Raw genomic sequence first — 17,833 nt, forward strand, 5'->3', positions numbered from 1 at the left:
CGAGTGGAGACGATGAGATGAGCAGCTCAGAGGACCGAACCGCCCGCACGATGCCGGTGGTTGACCGTATTGCGGCGAACCGTGCCGCGATTGCGGCACGCCAGGCGCGCGCTGAACTGAAGCGACGGCTCCGCAGCGGTGAGGTATCGCCGTTGCGGGTTCTGGAACAGTCGGTGGTGCCGGGAAGCACCGCGGCGACGCTGCGGATCACGGATTTCCTCCTCTCTTTCCCCGCGATTGGCGTGGTGAAGGCAGAGCGGGTGCGTGAGCAGCTGGAGATTTCCGAGCGGAAGCGGCTGGGCGGCCTCGGGGCCCTGCAACGCGAGCGGCTTGAGCACTTCGTGCGCGAGCGCACCGGCACTGAAGAGCGCCCTGGCCGCCCACCGCTGACGGTGCTGGCGGGTCCCACGGCGGTCGGCAAGGGGACTGTGGCTGCGTATATTCGGGAGCACTACCCAGAAGTGCGGCTCTCGGTCTCGGCGACGACACGTGCCCCCCGCCCCGGTGAGATCGAGGGCAAGCACTATTACTTCGTATCTGACGAGGGCTTCGACCGGATGCTTGCGGCGGACGAACTCCTGGAGTGGGCGACCGTCCACAACAAGTACCGCTACGGCACGCCGCGCGGACCGGCCGTTGAGGCCGCGGCTCGTGGTGAGCTGATGCTGCTCGAAATCGACCTGCAGGGCGCACGTCAGGTGCGCGCCAGCATGCCAGAGGCGCGTCTCGTGTTTCTCGCCCCGCCGAGCTGGGACGAGCTCGTGAACCGCCTCGTTGGGCGTGGAACCGAGGATGCAGAAGAGCGTGCGCGCAGACTGGAAACTGCGAAGGTGGAACTCGCTGCCGCTGACGAGTTCGACGAGATCATCGTGAACGACGAGGTCCCTCGCGCGGCTGCGCGGCTCGTGGACATTATGCGCGGAGAAGCCTCTTCCGCAGCCGTTGAACCGCCGCACGCATGATCGACCAGGTCGCAGAACTGAATCCAACACAGTTCTGGGGAATCCCGCTTGCCCTCGTGGGCGCGGCCTTTCTGGCGTTCGGCGCGCAGTATCAGTCGCGCGGCCTCAATAAGGTCGAACGAATTGTGGGGGAGAGCGCAGGCTCGGGTCTCTCGTGGGGACACATTCGGAGTCTTCTGCGACGCCCATCCTGGGTGATCGGAACCGTGCTGCTCGGGCTTGCCGTGGTGTTCCAGATCGGTTCGCTGTCGCTCTCGCCGCTCATTATCGTGCAACCCATCGGCGTCGTGGGCCTGATTATTACCTCGATTCTGAATTCGCGGGTGAGTGGTGTTCACCTCGGCAAGCGGGTGCGCGCCTCGCTCTCACTCGCGGTGCTCGGAATTGTGGCGTTCGTGACCATTGCCGCGTTTACCGCGCGCGATAGCATCGTGACAGATGCGAAGCTGATCACCATTCTCATCACATTCGGTGTCGTGCTCCTGCTCGCCTTGATCTTGTTTGTCGGCTTCAGGCACCGCAGTTTCGCGCTCGTCTACATCGTCGGTGCCGGAGTGCTCTACGGCTTCGTCGCAACCTTTGCGAAGGCAGTCATCGGCCGCCTCCAACAGGGCGAGTTCGAGTGGCTCACGTGGACCTGCGTCGTGGCATTGCTCGCCGGAGCTCTGCTCGGAATGGTCTTCGTGCAGAACGCGTACTCTTCCGGCCCGCCCGATCTCGTGGTCGCAGGCCTGACAGTGATCGATCCCATTGTCGCAGTGCTGATCGGCATCATCGTGTTGAACGAAGCGGCCGGCGCCCCGGCCTGGGCAGTAGTGGTCTATGTACTCTCCGGCATGGTCGCGATCATTGGGGTGATCGGCCTCGCAAAGTTCCACCCGCAGGCCGGTGGCGCCGCGCCTCTCACCGAAGACGCAGCGCCGGTGGATCCCGCTACGCCGGCAACACCGTAACACCGCCGTCTGCAAGCCGGAGTCGCCGGTGCGCCCGCTGCGCGACGGCCGAGTCGTGTGTCACCGCGATGATCGTGAGACCTCCGCGGTTGAGCTGTTCAAGCAGTGTGAGAATCTCATCTCGCATCGCCTCATCGAGGTTGCCTGTTGGCTCATCCGCAAGCAGCACGTGCGGTCCGCCAACGATCGCGCGTGCAATCGCCACGCGCTGTTGCTGGCCGCCTGAGAGCTCGTGGGGGCGGTGATCTGCGCGATCTGCGAGCCCGACTCGTGCGAGCGACTCAGCTACGCGGGCGTCACGATCCTCTCTGCTCAAGCCGCGGGGCTCGAGTGCGGTGTCCACGTTCTCCCGTGCGGTTAACGTCGGCAGCAGGTTGAACGATTGGAACACGAACCCCATGCGCTGCGCCCGGAGCTCAGTGAGCTTCGCATCGCTCAGCTCGGCGAGTTGAATGCCCTCACAGGCGAGGGTGCCGCCGCTCGGCCGATCCAGCGCTCCGAGTAACTGCAGCAGCGTTGACTTCCCACCGCCGGTTGGCCCCTGGATCGTGACAAACTCGCCGCGTGCGAGTTCGAGGTCGATACACGAGAGCGGGGTGATCGTGGTGTTTCCCTTCTGATAGCTCCGGCTCACGCTCGTGAGCTGGTACAGCGGTGCGACGGGGGTGGCGGTGAGATTCACGTGAGTAGTCCTCTGTGTGTCTGCTGATGTGCTTGTCTGCTGGTGCATTGGTTCGCTGGCGTGCACGGTGGCGATGCACTGATCACGAGATCGTGCGAAGCGCTTCGATGGGACTCAGCCGCACTGCGCGCCAAGCGCCGAAAGCGCCGGCAAGCACACCTCCGAGCAGGCTGAGCGCAAGGGCAGCGCCCACGATCCACGGGGTGATCGGGGCGTGCAGCACGATGTCCGCGGTGTCGGCTGCTGCCTGTGCAGCGCGGCCGAATCCACCGCCTGGCCCGCCGGCCGCCATGTCACCAGGGGCGTCTGGCCCGCCGGTATCCCCGGTGACTGCGGTCGCACCGCCGGGGAGCGTGATCCCGATGAGATTCACGACCCAAATCGCGCCAATGCCGAGTGCAATGCCCACCGCACCGCCCAGCAGTGCCTGGACGAGCGACTCCCCGGCAATCTGACGCACGACACGGCCGTTGGACCAGCCGATCGCCTTCAGCGTGCCAAACTCGCGGGTGCGTCGCTGTACACCGGCATTCGTGAGCAGGATCGCGATCGCGAGCGCAACGGCGAGCACAATCAGTGAGAGCCAGGTCCCCAGACTTGAAATGAGAGATGAGGCGCTTGCGAGGGATCCGGACACCTGCGCCGCGAGGTCGGCCTGCGAGCTGACCGTGGCGTCGGGAAGCTCCGTTTCGATCGCCTGTTGCACAGCTTCGGCCGTCGCGGCCGAATCGGCGGCAACGTAGATTGTCGAAACGACCTCGCCGCTGTCCGCGAGTGCTTTGGCGGTCTCGAGCGCAAGATAGACGTTGGCAGCGGTGCTCGCGTCCTCGGTCGTGGAACTCACGATTCCGACGACCTCTGCCGTGCCGCTCCCGATGGCGACAGTGTCACCGAGGGCGAGATCGGCCGAGGCCGCGTACGCCGCGTCGAGTACGGCCACGTTGTCGGCGTCCACGCCGTTGTCCGCTGCGGTCAACAACCGGCCAGTGTCGAGAGCCACGCCCGTGAGCGGGCCGACAGCTGTCGCGGTGGGGTCGATGCCGAACACGGTGAACGAGTTCACGTCAAACGAGCTGCCTCCTGCCCCACCTGGTCCACCTGCCCCACCACCCGGACCACCACTCGGCGCTCCTGAGGCGTCAGCGCCGCTCTCGGCCACTGGGGCGGGCATCTCGCCTGAGAAGCTTGTGTTGGTGAGGCTCAGCACCCCAGTGGCTGCCGCGACGCCGTCAATGCTCTGCACTGTGGTGAGGGCTGCTGCGGCGAGCGTGCCGCGCATCCGATCTGTGCTGAGCCGCGACTGAGCAATGCTCGTGGTACCGTCGCTCGTCGTCCCAGCCTCAGTACCGAACTCGAAGCGGGGTCCGCCTCCTCCTGGACCGTCGCCACTTCCCGGTTCGGGCGCCGCTCCGGTCACCGTGAGGTCAGTGCCAACGCCAGCGACCTGCTCGAGCGCGGCGCTCTGCGCCTGCCGAATCCCGGCTGAGAGCGCGGATACCACGATAACCAGCGCAATCGCTATCGCGAGGCCAGCTGCGACAACGATGGTTTGGCGTTTGCGACCGCCGAGCTCTCTGCGGAGCATAGTCCAGTACATTGGGGTCCTTTCGTAGGTGCTTCGAGTCTTTCGGCCAGCGAGCCGCGCGGCGTCACCCCAGCGGGGGCACCTCATACCGCCGACGTGGTATTCACGGGTACTCCGCGCGGGGGACGCGAGTTCTGATCCCGAGCTGTTGAATAGACGCATGAGTGAAAGTGACGCGGTGCCGTCGGCGCAGCGGAGCGCGGAGCCAGGCGGTGTGAGTTCGCCGTGGAACGGTTGGGGTGGCGACTTGATCGCAGCGCTGGCGGTGCTGCTCGGAGCCGTGTTGCTGTTCGGCTTCGCCCCAGGCTTCGGCGGCGGCCCAGGCGGGGGCGGCGGGCGACCACCCCATCTGCAGCCCGCTGGCCACGATCTGAGCAACGCGATCCTGCTCATCAGTTCTGCCGCGTTGATGTTCCTGCGACGTCGCTGGCCGCTGCTCGTGTTTGCGCTCGTGCTCGCGGGGCTCGGGCTCGGGGTGGGTTTCGGGGTACCGACGATCGGGCCGTCGATTGCGCTCGCGATTGCGGCGCACACACTCGCCTCAGCCGCCTCGCGGCGCACCACGTTCCTTGTCGTTGGCGGTGCCGCGCTCGTGCTGCTGGTGCTGAGCGCCTGGCTGGGCGGCTGGGAGTCGCTTGACGTGCGGCTCGTGCAGGCGGCGGCTGCCGTCGCGGTAGCCGCGGCGCTCGGCGATAGCGCCCGCTCCCGTCGAGCGTATCTGCGCGCGGTGACCGAGCGCGCCGAACGGGCAGAACAGACGAGAGAGGCCGAGGCGCTGCGCCGCGTCTCAGAGGAACGGCTGCGCATCGCGCGCGATCTGCACGACACTGTGGCCCATCAGATCTCGGTGATCAGCCTGAACGCTGGTGTGGCGTCAGGGGCACTCACGGAGCGGCCTGAGCGCGCGCAGGAGGCGCTCGGCACCATTCGCGGTGCCGCGCGAGCCGCGCTCGCCGATATTGGACATCTGCTGCGCTTTCTGCGCGCGGCAGAGGACGGCGGCGTGGAGCCACCGCAGCCGGGACTCTCCGACATCGAAGACCTCATCGCGCGCATGCACGCCGCGGGCCTTGATATCGCAGCAGGCGCACGCAGTGAGCTGCACCTGGTGGGGGATCGGGTTGGCCGCGTCGCCTACCGGATCGTCCAGGAGGGCCTGACGAACGCGCTGAAACACGGCACCGGCCGGCGCGCGACTGTTGATCTCGCCGTGCACGACGAACAGCTGCAGATCGTGATCTCAAACGCGGTTGCGCCAGACACGGCGCCCTTCCGCGTTGGCACAGGGCTCGGCCTGATCGGGATCCGTGAGCGTGTCGCAGCAGTTGGCGGGCGGGTGACCTGCGGCGCACACGGCGCTGTCTACCGACTGGTCGCGGAGCTACCGCTCGCGACCCCTGACGAAACGAGTGCCAGATGACCACCGTGCTCGTAGTGGATGATCAGGCGCTCATTCGCCAGGCTGTCACCGACATCCTGGCGAGCCAACCCGATCTCGTGGTGCTCGGCGAAGCGGTGGACGGTGCAGACGCGATCCGGCGCACCGCGGAACTGCGCCCTGACGTCGTCGTGATGGATATTCGGATGCCTGGAATCGACGGTATCGAGGCCACTCGCGTGATCTGTGCGGCCCCAGGACCAGACGGGGCACGTGTGCTCGTGCTGACGACGTTCGAGGAGGACGAGTATGTCGTTGCAGCGCTCAGGGCTGGTGCGAGTGGCTTCATTGGGAAGGGCGCTGAGCCTGAAGAGATTGCAAGCGCGGTGCGCGCAGTGCACGCGGGGGAGGCGTTGCTTTCGCCGACGGCCACGCGTGGCTTGATCAGCCGCTACCTGCACGCGGGCCCGAGCGATGGGGCACCGCCGCACCGTGCGCAGCCAGAACTCCTTGCGGGGCTCACCGAGCGGGAGCGAGAAGTGCTGTTGCTCGTGGCGCGAGGCCGATCAAATCAAGAGATCGCGACGGAGCTGTTCATCTCACCACACACCGCAAAAACTCACGTAAACCGGATCATGACGAAGCTCGGGGCGCATGACCGCGCGCAGCTCGTGATTGTGGGCTACGAGAGTGGTCTGCTCGTACCAGGAGACAACCAATCGTGAGCTGAGCTGCGCAAACGCTGAGTGAAGCTGCGCTGTCAGCTTGACAACTAAGGCGAGCCTTACCATGATGTGATGTGGCGCGATCGAAGCTGGCGCGTCGCTCCGTCGACCGATTCTGGTCTCTTCCGAAAGGACTCGCGTGCGCGCTCTTCGCCTGCTCGGCACCGCTGTCACCCTCACCCTGCTCGCGACAACGCTGGCCGCATGCGCGGCACCTGCGAGTTCCGGTGGTGGGAGCGGGGGCAACGGCGGAGGCGATGAAGCTGGCTTCCCGGTTACGATCGAGCACGTCTACGGCACCACGACGATCGAAGAGCGCCCCGAGCGGGTCGCTACCGTCGCCTGGGCGAACCACGAGGTGCCCCTGGCACTGGGCGTCGTCCCCGTTGGGATGAGCAAGGCGACCTGGGGTGATGACGATGGTGATGGTGTGCTGCCCTGGGTGGAGGACAAACTCACCGAGCTCGGCGCAGAGACGCCGGTGCTGTTCGATGAGACGGACGGCATCGACTTTGAGGCCGTGGCCGAGACCTCGCCAGACGTGATTCTGGCGGCGTACTCGGGGCTCAGCGAAGAGGACTACGACACGCTCTCGAAGATTGCGCCGGTCGTCGCGTACCCGGAGACGCCCTGGGGGACTTCGCTCGAAGACATGATCAAGCTCGACTCAGCGGCACTGGGACTCGCAGATGAAGGGGACACGCTGATTACCCAGTTGCAGGGCACGGTGGCTGACGCCCTTGCTGCACACCCGGCACTCGCCGACCAGAAGTTGCTGTTCTCATTCATTAACCCGTCAGACCTCTCTAAGATCGGGTTCTACACGGTGCATGACACGCGCCCCGGATTCCTTGCGGGGCTTGGGCTGCCCCAGCCTGAGATCGTGACAGAAGAGAGCGCGAAGACCGACGAGTTCTACGTTGAAGTGAGCTCAGACGTTGCCGATCGTTTCAGCGACGTCGACGTGTTTGTGACCTACGGTGATCCCGACGGCGAATTTGTGGCGCAGCTGCAGGCCGATCCGCTGCTGTCGAAGATTCCCGCGATTGCGGAGGGTCGCATCGCCGTGCTTGAGGACGCAACTCCGCTGGCAGCGTCCGCGAACCCTTCGCCGCTGTCGGTCAGCTGGGGGATCGACGACTACTTCGACGTCCTCGCTGACGCCGCTGGCCAGGAGTGACCCGCACGCACGCGCACCGAGTGACCTGGTTGATCTGCGGCATTCTGCTGCTCGCGCTGCTCTGCGTCGCCTCGGTGGCGTTCGGCGCGCGCACAGTTGGGCTCAGCGATCTCCTCGCAGGTGTCCAGGGCGACGCCAGCAGTGTCGACTCGGCCGCTGTGGTGAAGCGCCTCCCGCGCACGGCCCTCGCAGTGCTGGTTGGTGCCGCGCTCGCACTCTCGGGTGCCGCGATGCAGGCGATCACGCGCAATCCGCTCGCCGAGCCGGGGATCCTTGGAGTGTCAAGCGGCGCGGCGCTCGCCGTGGTCGCCGGACTCAGCTTCTTTGGGCTACACCGTCCGTTTACCCTGATGGCTGTTGCCATCGGTGGAGCTGCCTGCGCCGCGATCACGGTGTACCTGATCGGTGGTCTCGGGAGCCGCGGGCGCAGCCCGTTTGCACTCGCTCTCGCCGGTGCCGCGTGCGGAGCTGCATTTATCTCGCTGACGAACGCGATTATGCTGCCGCGCGTCGATCTGCTTCGGACCTACCAGTTCTGGCGCATTGGCAGCGTTGGCGGCGCGAGCTGGGAGAGCGTAAGTGTGCTGATCCCATTGTTCATCGCCGGTGTCGTGCTATGCGCGCTGCTCGCGCGCGGCATGAACGCACTCGCGCTCGGCGATGACGTCGCAACGGGCCTCGGCGAGTCAGTAGGGCGCACTCGGGCGCTCGTCGGCGTCGCCGCCGTGGTGCTCTGTGGTGCTGCCACCGCCGTGGCCGGTCCCATCGGGTTTGTCGGGCTACTGGTGCCGCACGTGTGTCGCACGCTCTTCGGGCCTGATCACCGCTGGTTGCTGCCGTTTTCGGCGCTTGCAGGCGCGATGCTGCTCCTTGGCGCAGACGTGCTCGGTCGCGTTATCACGCGGCCAGCAGAGATCGAGGTGGGAATCCTCACCGCGATCCTCGGGGCCCCGTTCCTGATCTGGATCGTGCGCCGTACCCGAGTGGGTGCGCTGTGACGGCCGCGGCGCTCGTTTCGGGGCGGCGCAGGCGCACCAGACGGCGCTGGATCGCGATTACCGCGCTCGCGACCGCGGTGCTCGCGGGCTTCGCGCTCAGCCTGATGCTGGGGCGCACGGTGACCCCACCGCAGGAAGTGTGGGCGGTGCTCACCGGCCAATCCCAATCGGGCGCGGCGTTCACCGTCGGCGAGCTCAGGCTGCCGCGCGCGACCCTTGCGGTGCTTGCCGGGTTCGCATTCGGGATCGCGGGAGCCACGTTCCAAACGCTGCTCGGCAATCCGCTCGCCTCGCCCGATATCCTTGGCGTGACCTCGGGCGCCGGCGCTGCCGCGGTGTTCGGAATCCTGGTGCTGGGCCTGAACGAGTCTGCGACGTCGCTGATCGCGCTCGGGGGAGCCCTCGCGACCGCGGCTGCGATTTTCTTGCTGGCAAACCGGGGCGGCTTCGCCGGGATGCGCTTTATCCTGATTGGCATCGGACTCGCCGCGATCCTGCAGAGTGTCACCTCCTATCTGCTCTCGCGGGCAGCGGAGTGGGATATGCAGCGCGCCATGCAGTGGCTCACAGGGAGTCTTACCGGAGCAACCTGGGCGCAGGTCCTTCCGCTCGCGCTCGCGAGTGTCGTGCTCCTGCCTGTGCTGCTGTGGCGTTCCCGTGACCTTGAACTTCTGCGCCTGGGCACAGACACCGCGCAGGGCCTTGGCGTCTCGGTGGGGTGGGTGCGGATCGTGCTCATCGTCGCCGCGGTCGCCCTACTCGCGTTTGCCACGGCAGCATGCGGTCCGGTGATGTTCGTTGCGTTTATGGCGGGACCCATCGCTGCGCGCGTGGTCGGCTCGGGCGGCTCCCTTCTCCTCCCGGCGGGCCTCATGGGCGCGCTGCTGGTGCTTGTGTCTGATCACGTTGGCCAGTTCCTGCTCGGCGGCCGCACCCCCGTCGGTGTGGTGACCGGCGTGCTCGGCGCACCGACGCTGATCTTCCTGCTGATCCAGCTCAATCGAAAGGCGGGAGCATGATGGCCCCCACCCGCACCCTCGCCGCACGCGACCTCAGCGTGTCCTACGGTGATACCGCGATTATCTCGGGACTCGACTTGTCCTTCACCCCGGGCGCCGTGACCGCGATTGTCGGGCCGAACGGCTGCGGCAAGTCCACGCTGTTGCGCAGTTGCGCACGTCTGGTACGTCCACGGGCTGGCGCGGTGCTCCTTGACGGGCGGGCCGTCGACGCCATGCCAACGAAAGAACTCGCGCGGGTGCTCGGGCTGCTGCCACAGAACCCGATCGCGCCGGAGGGAATCACGGTGGCGGATCTGGTCGGCCGGGGCAGGCACCCGCACCAGCGCGGCTTTTCGCGCTGGAGCGAGCGTGACACGCGCATCGTTGCCGATGCACTGACGGCTACGGGAACCGCTGAGCTCGCGGAACGCGCAGTCGACGAACTCTCTGGCGGGCAGCGCCAGCGCGTGTGGATCGCGATGGCGCTCGCCCAGGAACCGGAAGTCTTGCTGCTCGATGAGCCAACGACCTACCTTGACGTCACCCATCAACTTGAAGTGCTCGATCTCGTGCGCGAGCTGAACCGTGCCAACGGTACGACCGTGGTGATGGTGTTGCACGACCTAAACCTGGCCGCGCGCTACGCTGACGAGCTCGTCGCCGTTCGCGGTGGCGTGGTGCTCGGCGCTGGCACGCCGCGAGCTGTGCTGCGGCCAGAACTCGTGCGCGAGGTGTTTGATCTCGACTGTCGCGTGATTGAGGATCCTGTTTCACTCACGCCCCTCGTGATCCCGATTGGAAGGCACTATGTCACTCAGTGAGCAGTCACTCAGTAAGCGGGTCCCCAGTAGGCGGGCCGCTCGTACGCACCGCAGCGGATTCCCGCATCGTCCAGTGCGCGCCAGCGTCGAGTCCATCACCCGAGTGTCGCCGACGTTCGCGCGGGTGGTGTTCGTCGGCCCCGAGCTCGACGACTGTGGCGATCCGGGGGCCACGTTCGATCAGCGCATCAAGCTGATCTTCCCGGCAGAGCGGCTGGCAGCCGACGGGAACTCGGTGGCCGAGCGAGGGGATCTCCCAGTGCTCTCGCACAGCGCCGACTGGTACGCCGAGTGGTTGGCGCTGCCGGAATCAACCCGTGGCGCGATGCGCACGTACTCGATCCGGGAGCTTCAGGTGAGTCCGAGCGGCGAAACCCGCTTCATCGTCGACTTTGTACTGCACCTTGAGCCGGGCAAGAGCGGCCCTGCCGCGCGCTGGGCGGCCACGGCGCAGCCGGGAGACGAGCTGCTGATTGTGGCGCCGGTGCGCGGGCACGCGGACTCGGCCGGGATCGAGTTCCAACCCGGAGACGCGCCCGAGGTCGTGCTCGTGGGGGACGAGACCGCGGCACCGGCAATCGCTCGCATCCTTGAGGACCTGCCAGTAACGGCGCGCGGCATCGCGTGGATTGAGATCCCGGATCGCGCAGACGAACTCCCCATTGCGGCGCCGGCCGACTGTGAAGTGCGCTGGGTGGTGCGCGGGCACGAGGACCACGGCACCGCGCTGATCCCCGAGCTGCTCGCATATCTGGGCGAGCGCACTGTGCTCAAAATCGAAGACGTCGCGACCGACCAACTGCTGTGGGAGACCCCGGTGTACTCAGGACTCGGTGAGGACGTTGCAGCCGCAAGCGGCGCCGCAGGCACGGCCGAGCCTGCCGCAGGTGATCAGCGCTACTTCTGGATTGCCGGGGAAAGCGGCGTGGTCACGACCCTGCGCAGACACCTCGTACGGGAGCTCGGAATCTCACGCTCGCAGGTCGCGTTCATGGGATACTGGCGACGCGGAGTTGCAATGAAGGGATGACCGCCACAGTTCGTGGCGGGCGCATGCGCCACTCTGCGAGACCTAAGCACACACCGAGGGAGCCGCAATGACCGAGCAACCGATCCGCATCGTCTCCGACTCGCGTCGATTCCCGTGGTGGGTGGTCCTCGTTGTCGGGATCGTGGTGATTGTCGCCGGAATCGGCCTGGTGGTATGGCCGTTCGTTGCCGCAAGCCAGATGCTCGCGGTGTTCTTCGGTCTCGCACTGATCGCCAACGGCCTCGCGATGCTCGTGCGTGGCGGACCGAACGCCACCTCGCGCGTCCTCGGCGTCGTGTTCATCATCGCCGGCGTGCTTGCAATGATCTTCGCAGCGTTCACCGTGCAGGCGCTGGTGGTGCTCGTCGGAGCAGCCCTGCTGGTCCTCGGCGTGTCATGGATCGTGGTCGGAATGCGCATCGGCGCCGGCCGTGGCGGCTTCATCATGGTGCCGGGTGTGCTCGCGGTTCTCGGCGGCATTTTCGCCCTGATTTGGCCGGCTGCGGCCCTCAGCATCGTGGCGTTCTGCGCCGGTATCGCGATGCTGCTGTTTGGCGCGTCGCTGATCTGGGGTGCAACGCGGCTGCGCAGCACACGCGTTGATCAGACCACGATTATCGTGGAGTAAGCACAGGCAATACCCGTAGGGCGGACGGGACTTGAACCCGTGACCGATGGATTATGAGTCCAGTGCTCTAACCAACTGAGCTACCGCCCCGCAACAACCTTTTCATCCTAGGGGATACGGCAACGCTGCGTGTGCCCCGCAACGACTTGGAGAAGCTCGATGACTGAACTTGACCGCCGGATCCCACTCACCAGTGTGATGAACATGCGTGATCTGGGAGGCCTGCCTGTCGCGGGCGGGACCCTTGCGTCGGGCCAGGTGTATCGCTCTGCGACGCTCGCGGCGCTCAGCGCAGAGGACGGCGAAGCATTCGCCGCGCGCGGGATCAGCACAGTCTACGATCTCCGGACGGCGAAAGAGCGGGCGGGAGCCCCCGATCGGGTTCCCGAGTCGATCCCCTCAGTCTCGCTTGACGTGCTGGCGGACGCTCCTGCCGCGGCTGCCGCGAACATCAACGAGATGATGTCGAACCCTGCGGCCATTGAGCAAGCCTTTAGCGGCGGTCAGGCTACTGAGCTGTTGGCGTCGGCCTACCGCGACATTGTGGGCTTGCCCTCGGCGCTTCGCGCGTACCGCACTTTTTTCGGCGGGCTCACGGATCCCTCACGTGCAGGCGCAGTACTGTTCCACTGCACCACGGGGAAAGATCGCACCGGGTGGGCGGCTGCTGCGCTGTTGACCCTGCTCGGGGCAAGCGACGATGTGATTCGTGCTGACTACCTGCAGACAAACACTGATCTTCTCCCCGCGTTGCAGCCGGTGATCGATCGCGCCGCGGCCGCGGGGGTCGATCCGGAACTGCTCCGCCCAGTGCTGGGTGTCGACGAACGCTATCTTGACGCCGCCTACGATGAAGTCGAGCAGCGCTTCGGCTCGATCGAAGGCTACTTTAGCGAGGGGCTCGGACTGGGTGCCGCAGATATTGAGGCCCTGCGCGAGCGTTTCGTTGCGTAGTCGGAGCTGAGCGTGCTCAGTGCTCGAGCCGCATCGCGTCTGAAGACTCAGCCGCGCTGTGGCTGAGACTGCGTCAGCGCCTCTGGAGACTGCGTGGCGTCGGGGGACACCACATCACCCGGATCATAGCCAGCACCGATCAGGGACGCCGCGCGTTCCGTCTGCCCAGCAAAATCGAGCATATCCGTGCGCAAGCCCAGATCACGATCAACGTGGAGCGCCATCGAGTGGGCAGCGCTGCGAACATCGCGCGCTTCGATCGCGTCGAGCACGGCGCCGTGATCCAAGTGCATGGTCTCCAGTGTCGTCCCGAGAATGACGCGACCCTCGGAGGCTGCGCGCTGCAGCACACCCATCACGCCACGGTACAGGTCGAGCAGGAGCTTGCTGCCGCTGGCTTCGACCACGAGCATGTGGAACGAGCCGGGGTTGGTGCTTTGGTCGCAGGAATCGATGTGTGCGGGATCCGTGTGCTCAGCTCGCTCGACTGCCGCGTGCAATTGAGCGAGCTGATCCGCGCTGCGATGCACCGCCGCGTGCTGCGCCGCCTCGATCTCGAGGGAGCGCCGATAGACGAGGACCTCTTCGAGGTCGTGATCCGCGAGGAACTCGGTGAGTAGAGTGCTGACGGGGGTGCGGGCCCGCACGAACGTCCCGACACCGGGCACCGTCTCGAGCATGCCAAATGCCGCGAGTGAGCGCACCGCTTCGCGAACCGTCGATTTCCCGACTCCGATGAGGTCCATGAGTTCAGGCTCTCGCGGAATCAGCTCACCCACGGCCCACTCACTGCTGGAGATCTTGTCTCGCAAGTAGTCGAGTGTGTCGCGCGCTTTCTGCGAACCGCGTGTGGTGCTTGCCATGGAGTGACCCCTGGTGAGATTCCGGATACGTTGCTCAACTATATCGAGCCGGGTGTTCCGAGAGCTGTGGCCGCTCCGTGAGTGCGAGGAACCGCGAACGAATCCGCACATCTGATCTTATACATCAGATGTACAGGAAACCTGGTGGTACGGTGCAATATATGACCGAAAATGCTTTGCCGTACGACGCACTTCTCCTCTGCTCATTTGGGGGACCGAACGCCACGGATGACGTCATTCCGTTCCTTCGCAACGTGACCCACGGAAAGGGAATCCCCGAGGATCGCCTGGCCGAGGTCGGGGAGCACTACCACCGTTTCGACGGCAAGAGCCCGATCAACGAGCAGAACCTCGCCCTCGTCGCGGCGCTGCAGCGGGAATTGAAGAATCGCGGGATCGCCCTGCCCGTGGTCTGGGGCAATCGCAATTGGCACCCCTATACCGTCGACACGCTCCGTGACTCGAGCGCGTTCGGAGCGAAGCGCGTACTCACTCTCGTCACGAGTGCCTACGCATCGTACTCCGGCAGCCGCCAGTACCGCGAACACCTCGCTTCGGCAGTAGCGTCGCTGGGGGAGGACGCGCCGCATATCGACATCCTGCGCCCGTTCTTCAACGAACCCGGGTTCATCGCAGCCAATCTTGCTGCGATCACAGAGGCTGGCGCGACGCTTCCAGGAGGCATCGCTGGAGCGCACATCGTGTACGTCACGCACTCGATCCCTGATGCGATGCAAGATGCGTCAGCGGTCACGGGCCCGGGGTACCGTGAGCAACACGAAGATGTTCGCGCGGTGCTCGATGCCGCGCTGCGGGAGTTGACCGGAGGCGAAATTGCCTCTTCGCTGTCGTACTGCTCGCGCTCCGGGAACCCGAATACGCCGTGGCTCGAACCAGATGTGAACGACCATATCGAAGCACTTGCCGCCGCGGGTGTCACGAAGATCGTGATCGCTCCCATCGGCTTCATCTCGGACCACATGGAGGTTGCATTTGACCTGGATGTCGAGGCGATGGAAACGGCTACAGAGCACGGCATCGCCGCGGCGCGTGCCGGTACCGTTGGTGTCCGCGCAGAGTTCGTGGGCGGCCTCGTGGACATGATCATGGAGCGGGCTGCACGCGAACGCGGCGAGGACCCAAGCGCAGTGACCACTGGGGCGCTCGGCGCCTTCCCCGACGAGGCGCCAGCAGGGAGCTGTCGGATGCGCCACGGCGAGGTGACGGGAATTCCTGTCCTTGCTGGACCCCACGACTGATCCCGAACTGACAATCGTAGAACGAGGAGAACTCCATGAGCACGCTGAATCCGAGCCCAGGGCCGCAGGTCGACCACAGTGCGGTCGCTGAGCGGATCAATGCCGAGACAAACTTCACTATGTTCGCGGTGTTCCGTGAGGAGCGACGCTCTGGAGCAGTAGGCCTGTCCCCAGCCTGGCGAAGTATCGCTCATAGCCTCCTGGCAGAGCTCGAGTCGATCCCGGGCCTGGCAACACGCGGCTGGTACGACATCTCAGGATTCCGCGCCGACGCAGATCTCATGATCTGGTGGCATGCTCCGTCAACAGAGGCGCTGCAGCGCGCATACCGCACGGTGCTCGAGTGGACGGCCGGGCGGCTCGCTCCGGTCTGGTCGAATATTGGTGTGCACCGCGCAGCGGAGTTCAATCGCGGCCACGTTCCGGCGTTCCTCGCGGGAGACGCGCCAGGAGACTACGTGTGCGTGTATCCCTTCGTCCGGAGCAAAGACTGGTATCTCCTGCCCGATGCTGAGCGCCGTGACATGCTGCGAGAGCACGGTGCGGCCGCAAAGGAGTATGGCGACGTGCTCGCGAACACGGTCGCCGCGTTCGCGCTGGGTGACTATGAGTGGTTGCTTGCGTTCGAGTCAGGTGACTTGCTCCGGATTGTCGACCTGATGCGTGAGCTGCGTGCCACTGAAGCGCGTCGCTTCGTGACGGAGGAGATTCCCTTCTTCACCGGGCCACGCGTCGATCCCGCCCCGATGCTCGCGCGTATTCTCGGGTAGCGAACATGAGCTCATTGCGCGCGATTTGAGCTTCTGATCAGGCACTATGGTCCCGTGTGACGAGAGTAAGCTCAGCCTTTCCTTGCTTGCGCGGTTCAGAATTCGGCGTACATTTAAGAGTGTTAGTTCACCAGAACGAGAGGGGATCCATTTACATGGCTACCAAGCAGATCACCATTCCCGCAGCGCAGGGAGACCTTGCACGCCCGAGCGGTGTCGCGCAGTACCTGACGCCGGTTGTGCATGACCTCATTGCTCTCGCGGTCAACGGCAAGCAGGCCCACTGGCACGTGCGCGGCGCCAACTTCATCGGCGTGCACGAGTTCCTCGACCAGGTTGTTGCACACGCTCAGGACGCGTCTGACGAAGTTGCTGAGCGGATCGTAGCGCTGGGGCTTCCTGTTGACGGTCGCATTGGCACCGTGGCTGCCCGCACGTCGACGACCGAATTGAGCGATGGCTTCCAGCAGTCGAATGTCACGATTCGCGAGATGGTCGCGCAGCTCGACGCCACACTCACCACGGTGTACGCAGCGGTCAAGGGTCTCGACGAGATCGACCTTGTCAGCCAGGACATCGTGATCGCGATCGCACAGCAGCTCGACAAGGATCGCTGGTTCCTCGTATCGCACATCGCGGAGTAACTATTCCTTCACGCACGAATGACTGAAGCCCCCTCCAGCGGAGGGGGCTTCAGTCATTCGTGCGCTCGCCGCGCGCTACTCGTACGAGCGGATCGCAACGACGGCGTTGTGTCCGCCGAAGCCGAAGGAGTTCGAGATCGCGAGCTGCGGCCCGGCGCCAAGCTCCTGCGGGGTGCCTGAGATTTGCAACGGAATCTCGGGATCCTGCTCTGAAAGGTTGATCGTCGGCGGGGCAACGCGGTGCTGCACTGCGAGGACCGCGAAGATCGCTTCGAGTGCTCCAGTGCCTCCGAGCAGGTGGCCAGTGGCGCCCTTCGTGGCAGAAACCGGGATCGTGTCAATCCGGTCTCCAAACACCTTGCGCAGCGCGGCGTACTCGGCGATGTCGCCCACCGGGGTCGACGTTGCGTGCGCGTTGATATGCGTCACATCGTCCGGCGTTGCTCCAGCCTGGCTGAGAGCCATCTCTACCGCGCGGCTCGCACCACGTCCCTCAGGATCATTTGCCGTGATGTGGTACGAATCGGCCGTCACGCCGCCACCCGCGACCTCAGCGTAGATCTTCGCTCCGCGGGCGAGTGCGTGTTCCTCGGTCTCGAGCACCAGCGCAGCCGCGCCTTCGCCCATGACAAAGCCGTCGCGGTCGACACTGTACGGACGCGAAGCAGTCTCGGGCGAGTCATTCCGCTTTGAGAGCGCCTGCATTGAGGAGAACGACGCCATGGTGATCGGGTGGATCGCGGACTCGGATCCTCCAGCGATGACAACATCGGCGTAGCCGGACTGCAGGTGTTCGTATGCCCCGGCGATCGATTCAGTGCTCGATGCGCAAGCGGAGGCGACCGTGCGCGCATAGGCGCGCGCAGTGAAATGCATGGACACGGCCGCGGCCGGGGCGTTGGGCATGAGCATCGGCACCGTCAGCGGCATTACGCGACGCGGTCCCTTCTCGCGGAGCGTGTCCCAGGCATCAAGCAGTGACCAGAGGCCTCCAATGCCTGTGGCCCAATCGACGCCGAGACGCTCAGGGTCGAGCTCAGGACTTCCCGCATCAGCGAACGCTTCCATCGCTGCGATGAGGGCAAATTGGCTTGAAGGGTCAAGGCGCTTCGCCACGGGGCGTGCAAGCACCTCTTCCGGCCGTACCTTCGCCTCTGCGGCGAAGTGCACGGGAAGGTCGTACTTTGCTACCCAGCCGTGTTCGAGGGTCCGGGTGCCAGAGGCGCCGGCGAGCAGCGCGTCCCAACTCTCCGCAGCGGTTCCGCCGATCGGTGAGGTGGCGCCAATGCCGGTAACGACAATCTTCTTCGTCATGTATACGTTCTCCGCATGGTGGTCTGAATCCTGGGCTGGGTAGATACGGGCGGGACGTGCGAAGTGCACGCTGCCCAAGTGCCGGG

18 protein-coding genes and 1 tRNA gene are annotated in these 17,833 nt (G+C 65.4%); 14 read left to right on the forward strand and 5 right to left on the reverse strand.

Annotation, left to right across the window (positions count from 1 at the left end; translation table 11 throughout):
* Window positions 1–17 precede the first annotated feature (17 nt).
* Complete coding sequence (gene gmk, locus K1X41_RS00980) at window positions 18–962, forward strand: guanylate kinase (RefSeq protein ID WP_132203169.1); 945 nt, start codon at window positions 18–20, stop codon at window positions 960–962.
* A complete protein-coding gene (locus K1X41_RS00985) occupies window positions 959–1,915 on the forward strand; it encodes a DMT family transporter (protein ID WP_132203171.1) in 957 nt (318 codons plus the stop codon). The genes gmk and K1X41_RS00985 overlap by 4 nt, the downstream gene beginning before the upstream one ends.
* Here K1X41_RS00985 and K1X41_RS00990 read toward each other — a convergent pair.
* Window positions 1,896–2,597: an ABC transporter ATP-binding protein gene (locus tag K1X41_RS00990; protein WP_243642821.1), complete on the reverse strand. Its 702-nt coding sequence runs from the start codon at window positions 2,595–2,597 to the stop codon at window positions 1,896–1,898. The two genes, K1X41_RS00985 and K1X41_RS00990, sit on opposite strands and share 20 nt — an antisense overlap.
* An 82-nt stretch (window positions 2,598–2,679) precedes the next feature.
* The gene (locus K1X41_RS00995) at window positions 2,680–4,194 is read right to left on the reverse strand and encodes an ABC transporter permease (RefSeq protein ID WP_220175115.1); all 1,515 of its coding nucleotides are present in this window, start codon (window positions 4,192–4,194) and stop codon (window positions 2,680–2,682) included.
* 148 nt (window positions 4,195–4,342) lie between these two features.
* Between K1X41_RS00995 and K1X41_RS01000 the strand changes: the two genes are divergently transcribed.
* From K1X41_RS01000 to K1X41_RS01035, 8 genes are all read left to right on the forward strand, one after another.
* Complete coding sequence (locus K1X41_RS01000) at window positions 4,343–5,602, forward strand: sensor histidine kinase (RefSeq protein WP_220175116.1); 1,260 nt, start codon at window positions 4,343–4,345, stop codon at window positions 5,600–5,602.
* A complete protein-coding gene (locus K1X41_RS01005; protein ID WP_133617397.1) occupies window positions 5,599–6,285 on the forward strand; it encodes a response regulator in 687 nt (228 codons plus the stop codon). The genes K1X41_RS01000 and K1X41_RS01005 overlap by 4 nt, the downstream gene beginning before the upstream one ends.
* A 139-nt stretch (window positions 6,286–6,424) precedes the next feature.
* Window positions 6,425–7,465, forward strand: a complete 1,041-nt coding sequence (locus K1X41_RS01010; RefSeq protein ID WP_133617396.1) for an iron-siderophore ABC transporter substrate-binding protein — start codon at window positions 6,425–6,427, stop codon at window positions 7,463–7,465.
* A 20-nt stretch (window positions 7,466–7,485) separates the two neighbouring features.
* A complete protein-coding gene (locus tag K1X41_RS01015; RefSeq protein ID WP_220175117.1) occupies window positions 7,486–8,463 on the forward strand; it encodes a FecCD family ABC transporter permease in 978 nt (325 codons plus the stop codon).
* Window positions 8,460–9,482, forward strand: coding sequence for a FecCD family ABC transporter permease (locus K1X41_RS01020; protein WP_258566600.1), 1,023 nt, complete (start codon window positions 8,460–8,462; stop codon window positions 9,480–9,482). The genes K1X41_RS01015 and K1X41_RS01020 overlap by 4 nt, the downstream gene beginning before the upstream one ends.
* Window positions 9,482–10,285, forward strand: coding sequence for an ABC transporter ATP-binding protein (locus tag K1X41_RS01025; RefSeq protein ID WP_220175747.1), 804 nt, complete (start codon window positions 9,482–9,484; stop codon window positions 10,283–10,285). Before K1X41_RS01020 ends, K1X41_RS01025 begins: the two co-directional genes overlap by 1 nt.
* Entirely contained in the window at window positions 10,272–11,315 is a 1,044-nt protein-coding gene (locus K1X41_RS01030) for a siderophore-interacting protein (RefSeq protein WP_220175118.1), read from the forward strand. The genes K1X41_RS01025 and K1X41_RS01030 overlap by 14 nt, the downstream gene beginning before the upstream one ends.
* 67 nt (window positions 11,316–11,382) lie before the next feature.
* Window positions 11,383–11,943 carry a DUF308 domain-containing protein gene (locus K1X41_RS01035; RefSeq protein ID WP_132203187.1) on the forward strand — a complete coding sequence of 187 codons (561 nt, stop codon included), beginning with the start codon at window positions 11,383–11,385 and terminating at the stop codon, window positions 11,941–11,943.
* 16 nt (window positions 11,944–11,959) lie between these two features.
* Here the strand turns inward: K1X41_RS01035 and K1X41_RS01040 are convergent.
* Window positions 11,960–12,033: transfer RNA gene (locus K1X41_RS01040), tRNA-Ile, on the reverse strand.
* A 69-nt stretch (window positions 12,034–12,102) separates the two neighbouring features.
* On the opposite strand from K1X41_RS01040, the gene K1X41_RS01045 reads away from it, so the two are divergent.
* Entirely contained in the window at window positions 12,103–12,897 is a 795-nt protein-coding gene (locus K1X41_RS01045; protein ID WP_220175119.1) for a tyrosine-protein phosphatase, read from the forward strand.
* Window positions 12,898–12,944: 47 nt separating this feature from the next.
* On the opposite strand, the gene K1X41_RS01050 is transcribed toward K1X41_RS01045, so the two are convergent.
* Entirely contained in the window at window positions 12,945–13,760 is an 816-nt protein-coding gene (locus K1X41_RS01050; RefSeq protein ID WP_220175120.1) for a FadR/GntR family transcriptional regulator, read from the reverse strand.
* A gap of 161 nt (window positions 13,761–13,921) precedes the next feature.
* Here K1X41_RS01050 and K1X41_RS01055 point away from each other — a divergent pair, with 161 nt between their 5' ends.
* The 3 genes from K1X41_RS01055 to K1X41_RS01065 all read left to right on the forward strand — a co-directional run bounded on the left by K1X41_RS01055 (window position 13,922) and on the right by K1X41_RS01065 (window position 16,433).
* Window positions 13,922–15,019 (forward strand): ferrochelatase, encoded by a 1,098-nt coding sequence (locus K1X41_RS01055; RefSeq protein ID WP_220175121.1) that lies wholly within the window; start codon window positions 13,922–13,924, stop codon window positions 15,017–15,019.
* 35 nt (window positions 15,020–15,054) lie between these two features.
* The gene (hemQ, locus tag K1X41_RS01060; RefSeq protein ID WP_133617390.1) at window positions 15,055–15,789 is read left to right on the forward strand and encodes a hydrogen peroxide-dependent heme synthase; all 735 of its coding nucleotides are present in this window, start codon (window positions 15,055–15,057) and stop codon (window positions 15,787–15,789) included.
* Between the two features lie 155 nt (window positions 15,790–15,944).
* Window positions 15,945–16,433 carry a Dps family protein gene (locus K1X41_RS01065; RefSeq protein ID WP_133617389.1) on the forward strand — a complete coding sequence of 163 codons (489 nt, stop codon included), beginning with the start codon at window positions 15,945–15,947 and terminating at the stop codon, window positions 16,431–16,433.
* Between the two features lie 75 nt (window positions 16,434–16,508).
* Here the strand turns inward: K1X41_RS01065 and K1X41_RS01070 are convergent, their stop codons facing one another.
* Window positions 16,509–17,747 carry a beta-ketoacyl-[acyl-carrier-protein] synthase family protein gene (locus K1X41_RS01070; RefSeq protein WP_220175122.1) on the reverse strand — a complete coding sequence of 413 codons (1,239 nt, stop codon included), beginning with the start codon at window positions 17,745–17,747 and terminating at the stop codon, window positions 16,509–16,511.
* Window positions 17,748–17,833: the final 86 nt, after the last annotated feature.

This window comes from Leucobacter luti (assembly GCF_019464495.1).
GTDB classification, from domain to species: domain Bacteria; phylum Actinomycetota; class Actinomycetes; order Actinomycetales; family Microbacteriaceae; genus Leucobacter; species Leucobacter luti_A.

Excerpts from the sequence above, each read along its gene's own strand:
- K1X41_RS01055 (WP_220175121.1), top strand. The coding sequence starts at position 13,922 with ATGACCGAAAATGCTTTGCCGTACGACGCACTTCTCCTCTGCTCATTT.
- K1X41_RS01070 (WP_220175122.1), bottom strand. The coding sequence starts at position 17,747 with ATGACGAAGAAGATTGTCGTTACCGGCATTGGCGCCACCTCACCGATC.
- K1X41_RS01050 (WP_220175120.1), bottom strand. The coding sequence starts at position 13,760 with ATGGCAAGCACCACACGCGGTTCGCAGAAAGCGCGCGACACACTCGAC.
- gmk (WP_132203169.1), top strand. The coding sequence starts at position 18 with ATGAGCAGCTCAGAGGACCGAACCGCCCGCACGATGCCGGTGGTTGAC.
- K1X41_RS01000 (WP_220175116.1), top strand. The coding sequence starts at position 4,343 with ATGAGTGAAAGTGACGCGGTGCCGTCGGCGCAGCGGAGCGCGGAGCCA.
- K1X41_RS00995 (WP_220175115.1), bottom strand. The coding sequence starts at position 4,194 with ATGTACTGGACTATGCTCCGCAGAGAGCTCGGCGGTCGCAAACGCCAA.
- K1X41_RS01005 (WP_133617397.1), top strand. The coding sequence starts at position 5,599 with ATGACCACCGTGCTCGTAGTGGATGATCAGGCGCTCATTCGCCAGGCT.
- K1X41_RS01030 (WP_220175118.1), top strand. The coding sequence starts at position 10,272 with ATGTCACTCAGTGAGCAGTCACTCAGTAAGCGGGTCCCCAGTAGGCGG.
- hemQ (WP_133617390.1), top strand. The coding sequence starts at position 15,055 with ATGAGCACGCTGAATCCGAGCCCAGGGCCGCAGGTCGACCACAGTGCG.
- K1X41_RS01045 (WP_220175119.1), top strand. The coding sequence starts at position 12,103 with ATGACTGAACTTGACCGCCGGATCCCACTCACCAGTGTGATGAACATG.
- K1X41_RS01025 (WP_220175747.1), top strand. The coding sequence starts at position 9,482 with ATGGCCCCCACCCGCACCCTCGCCGCACGCGACCTCAGCGTGTCCTAC.
- K1X41_RS00985 (WP_132203171.1), top strand. The coding sequence starts at position 959 with ATGATCGACCAGGTCGCAGAACTGAATCCAACACAGTTCTGGGGAATC.
- K1X41_RS01065 (WP_133617389.1), top strand. The coding sequence starts at position 15,945 with ATGGCTACCAAGCAGATCACCATTCCCGCAGCGCAGGGAGACCTTGCA.
- K1X41_RS01035 (WP_132203187.1), top strand. The coding sequence starts at position 11,383 with ATGACCGAGCAACCGATCCGCATCGTCTCCGACTCGCGTCGATTCCCG.